11 protein-coding genes are annotated in these 9,803 nt (G+C 42.9%); 8 read left to right on the forward strand and 3 right to left on the reverse strand.

The window, feature by feature from the left end; translation table 11 throughout:
• Nucleotides 1-191 precede the first annotated feature (191 nt).
• The 6 genes from HCJ66_RS14810 to HCJ66_RS14835 all read left to right on the forward strand — a co-directional run bounded on the left by HCJ66_RS14810 (nt 192) and on the right by HCJ66_RS14835 (nt 5,418).
• The gene (locus HCJ66_RS14810) at nt 192-1,253 is read left to right on the forward strand and encodes a glycosyltransferase family 4 protein (RefSeq protein ID WP_222717529.1); all 1,062 of its coding nucleotides are present in this window, start codon (nt 192-194) and stop codon (nt 1,251-1,253) included.
• Between the two features lie 118 nt (nt 1,254-1,371).
• Nucleotides 1,372-2,280, forward strand: coding sequence for a peptidase U32 family protein (locus HCJ66_RS14815; protein ID WP_187133838.1), 909 nt, complete (start codon nt 1,372-1,374; stop codon nt 2,278-2,280).
• Nucleotides 2,281-2,293: 13 nt separating this feature from the next.
• On the forward strand, nt 2,294-3,559 hold the full coding sequence (locus tag HCJ66_RS14820; RefSeq protein WP_187133839.1) for a peptidase U32 family protein: 1,266 nt from the start codon (nt 2,294-2,296) through the stop codon (nt 3,557-3,559).
• Between the two features lie 55 nt (nt 3,560-3,614).
• Nucleotides 3,615-4,172, forward strand: coding sequence for a LemA family protein (locus HCJ66_RS14825; RefSeq protein ID WP_181677219.1), 558 nt, complete (start codon nt 3,615-3,617; stop codon nt 4,170-4,172).
• Between the two features lie 23 nt (nt 4,173-4,195).
• Complete coding sequence (gene htpX / locus HCJ66_RS14830) at nt 4,196-5,122, forward strand: zinc metalloprotease HtpX (RefSeq protein WP_187133840.1); 927 nt, start codon at nt 4,196-4,198, stop codon at nt 5,120-5,122.
• Nucleotides 5,123-5,247: 125 nt separating this feature from the next.
• Nucleotides 5,248-5,418 carry a hypothetical protein gene (locus HCJ66_RS14835; protein WP_187133841.1) on the forward strand — a complete coding sequence of 57 codons (171 nt, stop codon included), beginning with the start codon at nt 5,248-5,250 and terminating at the stop codon, nt 5,416-5,418.
• Between the two features lie 141 nt (nt 5,419-5,559).
• Here HCJ66_RS14835 and yjbH read toward each other — a convergent pair whose 3' ends face one another.
• From yjbH to HCJ66_RS14850, 3 genes are all read right to left on the reverse strand, one after another.
• The gene (yjbH, locus tag HCJ66_RS14840) at nt 5,560-6,363 is read right to left on the reverse strand and encodes a protease adaptor protein YjbH (protein ID WP_187133842.1); all 804 of its coding nucleotides are present in this window, start codon (nt 6,361-6,363) and stop codon (nt 5,560-5,562) included.
• Nucleotides 6,364-6,637: 274 nt separating this feature from the next.
• Nucleotides 6,638-7,219, reverse strand: a complete 582-nt coding sequence (locus tag HCJ66_RS14845) for a CYTH domain-containing protein (protein WP_187133843.1) — start codon at nt 7,217-7,219, stop codon at nt 6,638-6,640.
• 19 nt (nt 7,220-7,238) lie between these two features.
• On the reverse strand, nt 7,239-7,721 hold the full coding sequence (locus HCJ66_RS14850; protein ID WP_187133844.1) for a tetratricopeptide repeat protein: 483 nt from the start codon (nt 7,719-7,721) through the stop codon (nt 7,239-7,241).
• A 166-nt stretch (nt 7,722-7,887) separates the two neighbouring features.
• Between HCJ66_RS14850 and yjbM the strand changes: the two genes are divergently transcribed.
• Together yjbM and HCJ66_RS14860 are read left to right on the forward strand one after the other, a co-directional pair.
• Entirely contained in the window at nt 7,888-8,550 is a 663-nt protein-coding gene (yjbM, locus tag HCJ66_RS14855) for a GTP diphosphokinase (RefSeq protein WP_187133845.1), read from the forward strand.
• Nucleotides 8,551-8,599: 49 nt separating this feature from the next.
• A complete protein-coding gene (locus tag HCJ66_RS14860; protein ID WP_181675312.1) occupies nt 8,600-9,391 on the forward strand; it encodes an NAD kinase in 792 nt (263 codons plus the stop codon).
• The last annotated feature ends 412 nt before the right edge of the window (nt 9,392-9,803 follow it).

Raw genomic sequence — 9,803 nt, forward strand, 5'->3', positions numbered from 1 at the left:
GTAATTTCTGTCACTTCCTATTTTACTACATACTGACAAATAAGTCACTGATAATTCCATTAGTTTTTGATTAGAAAACACGTATGTGCAAATGCGTTTATGGGTTTTCATTGTTTTTTTTCAGGATTGTGGGTATACTTGTAGAAGTAAGAGTCTGTACATAAATTTTGCAAGAGGGAGCACGAGGAATTATGTTGACAGTTATTTTAATATGTTTTTTGGCCTCGCTGCTGTTAACTCCTGTGGTGAGACGAATTGTACTTAAATTTGATATTACGGATAAACCAGATAAAAGAAGGATTAATATAGTACCGATACCGAGCCTGGGTGGGGTGGCTATTTTCATCGCCTTTCTGATCGGAATGTTCTTATTACCCATCGATAGAACGCTATTATGGCCGCTTATTATTGGGGCAAGTGTGATCGCACTGACTGGTATCTTGGACGACATTTTAGAATTAAAGGCGCGGTATAAGCTGATTGGTCAGCTTCTCGCGGCGGGGATTATTGTTTTCTGGGGTGGCATTAACATTACGTTTATTAATTTGCCATTTGGTGGTGAGGTGTACTTTGGTTACCTATCGATTCCGCTAACGATTCTGTGGATTGTGGCGATTACGAACGCGATTAATTTGATTGATGGGCTGGACGGACTGGCCGCTGGTGTTTCGACGATTGCCTTGTTAACGATTATGGGGATGGCTTTTGTGATGGGCGATCCACTAGTTATCATGATTACGGCAGTGCTTGCAGCTTCCACGCTCGGATTTCTACCATATAATTTCTACCCTGCTAAAATTTTCATGGGTGACACGGGCGCGCTGTTTTTAGGATATATCATCGCAATTCTTTCGTTGATGGGTTTCAAAAACGTCACGTTTATTTCGTTGATTGTCCCTGTACTTATTCTCGGCGTACCAATTTTCGATACGATATTGGCGATTATTAGACGAATTGTGCACCGGACACCAATCGCGATGGCGGATAAATCGCATTTGCATCATAGTTTAATGAAGCTCGGTTTCACACATCGACAAACGGTGATTTTGATTTACGCGATATCGGCACTATTCTCGCTGTTCGCCCTTATTTTCACGATGTCGACATTCTGGGGATCGTTCCTACTTATCTTGGTACTACTCGTGATTGTGGAGTTTTTCGTTGAGGTATTAGGACTCGTCAGCCAAAATTACCGACCAATGATGCGACTTTTGCGAATGGAACGAATTGAACGTGAAGAGGAACAGGAATAGAGGACTTATCTCCATTTGGGGTAAGTTCTTTTTTTGTTCTAAAATACGCTTGATGCCTTGCTGTATCTATGTTACTCTATGTAAGTACATTTTAAACAGATCAAAGGAGAGATAAAACATGAATATTATTGCCACGGCAGAGTCGGTTTTGCAAGCTGAATTGTTGTTGGGCGCGGGGGTAGACACGCTATACGTCGGAGGAAGTCGATTTGGACTGCGCATGCCGCAATCACTGACGCTCGCCGATATTAGTGAAATTACTAACAAAGCGCACGAAGCAGGGAAAAAGGTCTTAGTGGCCGTGAATGCGCTCATGCATAATGAGCATTTGAAGGATTTACCTGCTTATTTACGTGAAATAGCTAGCATGAAAGTCGACGCCATTACTGTAGGGGACCCAGGTGTTGTTTTTATGTTGCATGAAATGGCGCTTGATTTACCGTTTATTTATGATGCGCAGACGTTTGTGACGAGCGCGGAACAGGTCGATTTTTGGGTGAAACAGGGGGCAGTTGGGGCTGTCATGGCTCGTGAGTTGACGTTGATTGAACTTGAAGCGATTACGGCGAAAATGGATGTGCCAATTGAGGTGCAGGTGTATGGCCCGACGTGTATTCACCAATCGAAGCGGAAACTCGTGACAAATTACCAAAACATTGTAGAGATAAAAGATGATACGTCGAAGGATCGCGGGCTTTATTTGCGTGAACCGAATGACGCGGACAGCCAGTTACCGATTTATGAGGACGAGAATGGGACGCATATTTTTTCAACGGAGGATTTGTCGTTGATGCCTTATTTGGAACGTGTGTATAACGCGGGACTGAGGACTTGGAAGCTGGATGGTGTTTTGTTGCCGGGCGAGGATTTTGTCGCGATTGTGGCGCTATTTGTGAAGGCGAAAGAGGCACTTGAGGCGGGTGATTTTGTGGCGGAAACTTTTGTGAACCGTTTAGCGAAATTACAGCCGGAGACGCGGACGCTTGGAACAGGATTCTTTTTGAAACAACCAGATGAGGTAAAATGAGGAGGGCATGACAATGACTGGAAGAAAAATATTGAAAAAGCCGGAAGTTTTAGCGCCGGCGGGTAATCTTGAAAAGTTGAAAATTGCGATTCGCTACGGTGCGGACGCTGTATATATTGGTGGGCAGGCTTTCGGGCTTCGTTCGCGTGCGGGGAATTTCTCGTATGAGGAGATGCAAGAAGGTGTGGCGTTTGCGCATGCGCGTGACGCGAAGGTGTATGTGGCAGCGAATATGGTGGCGCATGACGGTGACACGGAAGGTGCTGGCGAGTTTTTCCGGACATTGCGTGATATCGGGATTGACGCGGTCATCGTGTCGGACCCAGCGCTGATTAGTATTTGTTTTGCGGATGCGCCGGGACTTCCTGTGCATTTGTCGACGCAGGCTTCGGCGACGAACTACAAGACGCTTGAATTCTGGAAGCAGCAGGGCTTGGAGCGCGTGGTTTTAGCGCGTGAAGTGAGCATGAGTGAGATTCAGGAAATCGGTCAAAATACGGATGTTGAGATGGAGGCGTTCATTCATGGCGCGATGTGTATCTCGTATTCTGGACGCTGTACGTTGTCGAATCATATGGCAAATCGGGACGCGAATCGTGGTGGCTGTGCGCAAAGTTGTCGTTGGAAATATGACCTTTTTGAAATTGATAATGGCGTGCCGCGTAACCTTGTGGATGAGGACGAAGAGCCGTTTTCGATGAGCGCGGTGGATTTATCAATGATTCGCTTCATTCCAGATATGGTCGAAGCAGGTGTGGATAGTCTGAAAATTGAAGGCCGCATGAAGTCGATTCATTACGTTTCGACTGTGGCTAGTGTGTACCGTAAAGTCGTGGATGCGTATTGCGCGGATCCAGATAATTTCGTATTTGATCCAGCGTGGGAGGCGGAACTTTGGAAAGTGGCACAGCGCGAATTGTCAACAGGTTTCTTCTATCAAGAACCGACCGAAGACGAGCAACTATTCGGTAAAACGCGCAAAATTCCGCAATACGCGTTTGCAGCACAGGTATTGGATTACGACCCAGCGACAAAAATCGCGACGCTACAACAGCGAAATAATTTTGGGATTGGCGAAGAAATTGAATTTTACGGTCCGGGTGAAGTTGGTTTCAAACAAGTCGTGAAGGACCTTTGGAACGAGCAGGGCGAGTCGATTGAGCGTGCACCTAATGCGATGATGACGGTGAAAATGACGGTAGAGCATCCTGTAGAAGAATTTTATTTTATGCGCAAGAAAAAAGAAGAACGGGTAGCTAAAAAACGCGCCAGAGCATAAATAAATTAAAAAACGTGCTATAATGGAAACAAACCAGAAAAGGAGTTGTTTGAACATGATAGGATGGATTATTGCTATCGCGGTTGTTGTCATACTTGTCTTAATTTATTTCGGACTGTATAACAGCCTTGTTAAATATCGCAACAGAGTAGAAGAAACATGGGCGCAAATCGATGTGCAACTGAAACGTCGCTTTGACTTAATTCCGAATTTAATTGAAACGGTGAAAGGCTATGCGGCACATGAGAAAGAAACATTGGCGCAAGTCGTGGAAGCTCGTAATATGATGACACAAGCTCCAGCAGACGGTCGTAGCGAACAAATGGAAGCAGACAACATGCTGACTGGTGCGCTGAAATCTGTATTTGCTTTGGCTGAGTCTTACCCAGATTTAAAAGCGAACACGTCATTTATCGAATTACAACACGAACTAGCGACAACAGAAAACAAAGTGGCTTATTCACGCCAACTTTATAACACAACAGTCATGACATATAACACAAAAATTGAATCAGTACCTTCTAACATCGTTGCCAAAATGGGCGGGTTCACAAAACGCGACATGCTTGCAACACCTGAGGAAGAAAAAGTAGTTCCAAAAGTACAATTCTAAAACACTGAAAGGAAGAATGCGCCATGTTATTTGAACAAATAGCGGCTAATAAGCGTAAGACAGTGTTCATTGTTTTAGGATTCTTCATTTTTGTGATGTTGGTCGGTTGCGCCATTGGGATTTTGGTTTACAATAATTACTTGAACGGTCTGATTTTGGCGGCTGTGATTGGTGCTATTTATATCGCGATTATGATTTTTTCAAGTTCGAAAGTCGTTATGACGATGAACCGGGCGAAGGAAGTCACATCCAAAGACCAAGAACCAGTGCTTTGGGATACAGTAGAAAGTATGGCGATGGTAGCAGGAATTCCAATGCCAAAAGTATACATTGTGGAAGATCCAAGTCCGAACGCTTTTGCAACAGGGATTTCACCTGAAAAGGGCGCGGTTGCTGTGACGCGGGGGTTGCTTAACAAATTGGAACGCTATGAGCTCGAAGGTGTTATCGCGCATGAGGTAGCGCATATTCGTAACTACGATATTCGACTTTCTACGATTGCAATCGCGCTTGTGGCAGTTGTTGCGATTTTGTCCGATTTAGCGATGCGGATGCTCTTTTGGGGTAGTATCACCGGCGGGAATAACAACCGCAAAAGTAATGACAATAATGGTGGCGGTGGTGCTCAAGCGATTATCTACATCGTAGCCCTCGTTTTCGTTATCTTGGCGCCAATTATTGCGACAGCGATTCAGTTCGCACTTAGCCGTAACCGTGAGTACTTAGCGGATGCAACAGCGATTGAGTTAACACGGAATCCGACTGGTTTAGCCGATGCCCTGCGCAAAATTGGTGGCGACACGACGAAGATGAAACAGCCGAGTGCAGCATCTGAATCTATCTACTTCACGACGCCGTCAAAAGGTGAAAAGAAGAAGAAAGAGAAAGCTGGGATGTTCGATTCACATCCACCAATTGCGAGCAGAATTGAACGTTTGGAACATATGTAAGCACTGATAAAAAGACTAAGAATTAGCTATTGTCATGTAAACTGACGGCTAGTTTTTAGTCTTTTTTTGGCTCTGTGTCAATTTTTGGGTGAAATATCAAAGTCAAGCTAGGGAGAAGCTGAGACATGAAGTATTCGGGTGATTACTTTATGCCTCAGCTTTTTATCGTTTTTACATATATAAAATTACAAAGAAATCCTGCATTATATTGTACAACAAAAAAACGACCAGCTAGGGGAGGCTGGTCGAAAAAAGGAGTTTGTGAAGGGACACCACAATTAGAAAAAGGGGGGTAAAACTAATTGCTGTCCTTGCTTTACATTCTCTATAATAAAGCACATGCATGAAATTCTAACATTATTTTGGTGAAAGTTTGATTAGAGTTTTGGGCGTAGAAAAAAGCTGTTCCAATAAAGAACAGCTCATCAAATGACTAACTATAGAGCGACATATTTCCAAAGGGTTTGACCATCTTTAGAGTCCACCATCGTGACTTTTTGCTGCAAACGCCATTTCTTCATTTGCCATTCTACTTGTTTCTCAGGCAAAGCATACAAATTCGCTATCTCTTTTGTTGTAGAAATCTGGACTTCTTCCATGTACTCTTCAAGCGTTGGCGTTTCTTTTGGTTCTGGGAAATGATTGAGTAACTCGGAAAGAATGTGCACGTAGACATCATAACGATGAAGTCCGCTAATCTTCAAGCCCTCATCTTCAATATTTCGATTGAAAAAGACAACAGTTGGATTCTCATCAATTTCCATCTCGTGCGCTACTTTTTGATCACCAATATAGGCTCGTTTGGCGAGGTTCGATTGCAGATCACTTTTGAACTCCATCAAATCAAGGCCAACTATTTTGGCGGTTTCATATAGAACGCTCGATTCAGAAATATCTTTTTCGTCGATGAAATGGGATTCTTGGAGTTTGCGCAAGAAATCAATGCCTTGTTTCTTTCCTTGGAGTTCGGCGGCTTTCACCGCTAAACAGGAAATGTAGGACATATGTGCCATTTCGGGTTGGGGAATCGTACAGGCATTTCGCTTCTGTCGATTCATCACCGTTTGTAGGTTATTATGCAGGACATAGCGCAACTTAAAGTAGTTGCCATATTCCATCTGCAACCTCCGTATAGTATGTTCCATGTTCCAGCAATCCGTACAAGCCGGGTCGAAAAATAGATAAATCTCAATAGGCTTGCTATTACAGACCGATTGAAGATATAGATTTTGGTTTATCATTGCTATCACCTGTTTTTCAGATTCTAATCTCTCTTTTGATTAGACAAAGTATATGCGAATGGTTCCATTTTTCTAAGAGGCATTTGCTAGACATGTCATAACACATTCATGCTACCATAACTATATTTTAGCAGTGGAAGAGCAAATTAACAAATGATTGCAATCAAAAATATAAAACTTCCTTACCTAAATTTGACGAAACTGTAACATTTTATGTGAATGCTTATTTATCTGTGTTTCGATGAGTGCGCTAACATCAAGGCGTAGCAAGACTTCATTTATCTCTATAAATAGCTTCATAAAAACGTAATATTTTATTCTTTGTCGGACGCTGTGGGATTTGTCGGCTCTCTAAAAAGCGATTAAAAACCAGTTTTCCTTTTTCAAAATCAGCGACTTCGTATTCTAACTCGAAATCATGTGTGTCGCCATAGAAACTTTTATCGAAAACGAGCAGTCCTTTTTTGTAGTCTTTTTCAGCGCGGGTGGTCGTTAAGGAACCAAACATGGCAAGTTCTTGGTGGTCAATGCCAAGCGTATGTAGTGCGTCACGAACTTGCCCAACCGGGATATTAGCGCCGTCTAGAATCGCTGTGACTTGCTCTTTTGCTAGGACTTGTGTGGTTTCGAGTAAACCGATTTGTTCGGGTGTTTTTAAGGTGAGTTCGTAATGTAATTCCCGTTTTCGAATTCTTAAAGCGGCTAAACGTGCTTTCAACTGAAAATCGGCGGTGTCAAAATAATAATTCGTTTGCGTGAAGAAATCAGATTCCTCCAAACGGAATTCGTTAATTAATAAATCATATTCGCTTGCAGTTAACATATTTTTGAATTCAATTTCTAATTCCTGACTCATGGGCAAGCCCTCCTTTTAATTAATCCCAGACGGCATCTAAGTCTTCTGAGTAGTTGATAATCGCTTTTTTGTACGCAATAATGGTTGGATCATTCGATGTTTCGCCGATAATTTTGATAGCGAGCTGCATTGCTTCTTTGTAATTTTGCTCGTTGTATAGGGCCATGCTTGCGAAAACGGTAATTGCTTGGTTTTCTGGGAAGGCGACGCGAGCTTTTTGAAAAGTTTCGCTGGCTTTTTCATAATTTCCAATGGCGCGGTAGGTGCTGCCAAGACCAATGTAAAGATCGGCTAAGTCGTTTTCTGGAAGCCCGAATGCGAGTGCTTTTTCATAGTAGGAAATAGCTTCGGTTTCATCGCTTAAACCATCGCAACTCCAAGCGGCATAGTAGTTTAAGAGGGCATTTTCTGGCTCTGATAGTAAGGCAGTTTTGGCGGATTCTTTGGCATCTTGATACTGTCCATTTTCGAGTAATGCAAGAATTTCTGCTGTTTTCATCATCGTTTTCCTCCTTGAATTGTATATTCATTCATTTTAACATAAGAAGGCAGAATAAATGAAATCAAAAAAGATAGTTGTAAATAGGAGAGAAAGGCGTGCGAATATGCTAAAATAGAAGGCGAGCAAGTTTATCACATAATGAAAATCGACATATGAGGTGAGTGTTTTGAATCATTGGGAAGATTTTTTAGCGCCATATAAACAAGCAGTGGAAGAACTGAAAATTAAATTAAAAGGGATGCGTTCGCAATTTCAGCTTGCAAATAACCATTCGCCGATTGAGTTTGTGACCGGCCGTGTGAAGCCAGTTTCGAGTATTTTAGATAAGGCGAATAAGAAGGACATTCCGCTGGACAGACTCGTTGAAGAAATGCAGGATATTGCGGGACTTCGGATGATGTGCCAGTTTGTAGACGATATTAATGTGGTCGTGTCGCTTCTGCGTCAACGCAACGATTTCCGAATTATTGAAGAGCGCGATTACATTACGAATAAAAAACCAAGCGGCTACCGTTCGTACCATGTGGTGATCGAGTATCCGGTTGAGACGGTGCAAGGGGAGCGGAAAATCTTAGCTGAGATTCAAATCCGGACGTTGGCGATGAATTTTTGGGCGACGATTGAGCACTCATTGAACTATAAATATCAAGGAGAATTTCCTGAGGAGATCAACATTCGGCTGAAACGCGCGGCTGAAGCGGCCTTTCGTTTAGATGAAGAAATGAGCGAGATTCGTGAGGAAGTACAGGAAGCGCAAGTGTACTTTACCAAAAATAAAGAAGTGCCAAAAGACAAGAATGCGAACCACCATACATTGCCGAAGAATTAGGTTATCGTGGTGGCGTTTGCGTGCACACTAGGATAGGGGAGAAGTAATGATGAAGTATGCAGTCACTTCTAGAGGGGATGAAAAATCCAATCTGTTACGGCTCAAAATGATTGGCTATTTCGATGATTTTGATATGGTATATGACGAATCCGAGCCGGAGATTGTGATTTCTATCGGTGGAGATGGCACCTTACTAGCGGCTTTTCATGATTATCAACACCGATTAGACAAAGTAACATTCGTCGGCATCCACACAGGCCATTTAGGTTTTTATGCGGATTGGCGTCCATCTGAGGCGGAAAAATTGGTTTTCGCTATTGTGGAAGGGAAATACGATACAGCAGCGTATCCGCTTTTAAAAACGACGATTAAATACGGTGGAAATAAGGAGAAAATTTACCTAGCCTTGAACGAATCCACGATCAAAAGTTCAGGTGGCCCGTTTGTTGTCGATGTTGCGATTAACGACGCCCATTTTGAGCGTTTTCGAGGGGATGGCTTGTGTATGTCGACACCATCAGGGACAACAGCTTACAATAAAGCGCTTGGTGGTGCGTTGATGCATCCATCGATTGAAGCGATGCAGCTAACCGAGATGGCGTCGATTAATAACCGCGTGTACCGAACGATCGGTTCGCCACTTATTTTACCAAAACATCATTCGGTGACATTGAAGCCGGTAAACGATAAAGATTTCCAAGTATCGATGGATCATTTGAGTATCCTACACCGCGACGTCCGTGAGATCCGTTACGACGTCGCCCAACAAAAAGTAATGTTCGCACGCTTCCGCTCCTTCCCATTTTGGAAGAGGGTACATGATTCATTTATTGAGGAATAGATGATATGTGGTGTAAATCGGCGAGAAGCGCTCGCATTGTTGGGGCTGTTCGAAACAGAGTGAGTTACAGCTCCAATATGCCTATGAGCACTGCGAATAGGCGGTCCTTCAAGTTTTTTAGAACAAGGATGCGGTACATCTCTACGGTTCTGCTACACAAGAGCAGTTTCGCTTAACTTCTCGCATGGTCGGGGAAACTACTCCCTCCCTACTTTCAGTCATCACGTACACGAGTACGCTCCGCTTCCGGGTTCCACGGAATCTCCTGAATACAAACGCTTTCGCTCGATTTGTTGGTAGCAGAATTTAGAGCATAGGCCAAAGAGATAAAAGCAAAACATAAACATAAACATAAACATAAACATAAACATAAACATAAACATAAACATAAACATAAACATAAACATAAACA

This window comes from Paenilisteria portnoyi, assembly GCF_014322795.1.
GTDB lineage: Bacteria > Bacillota > Bacilli > Lactobacillales > Listeriaceae > Listeria_A > Listeria_A portnoyi.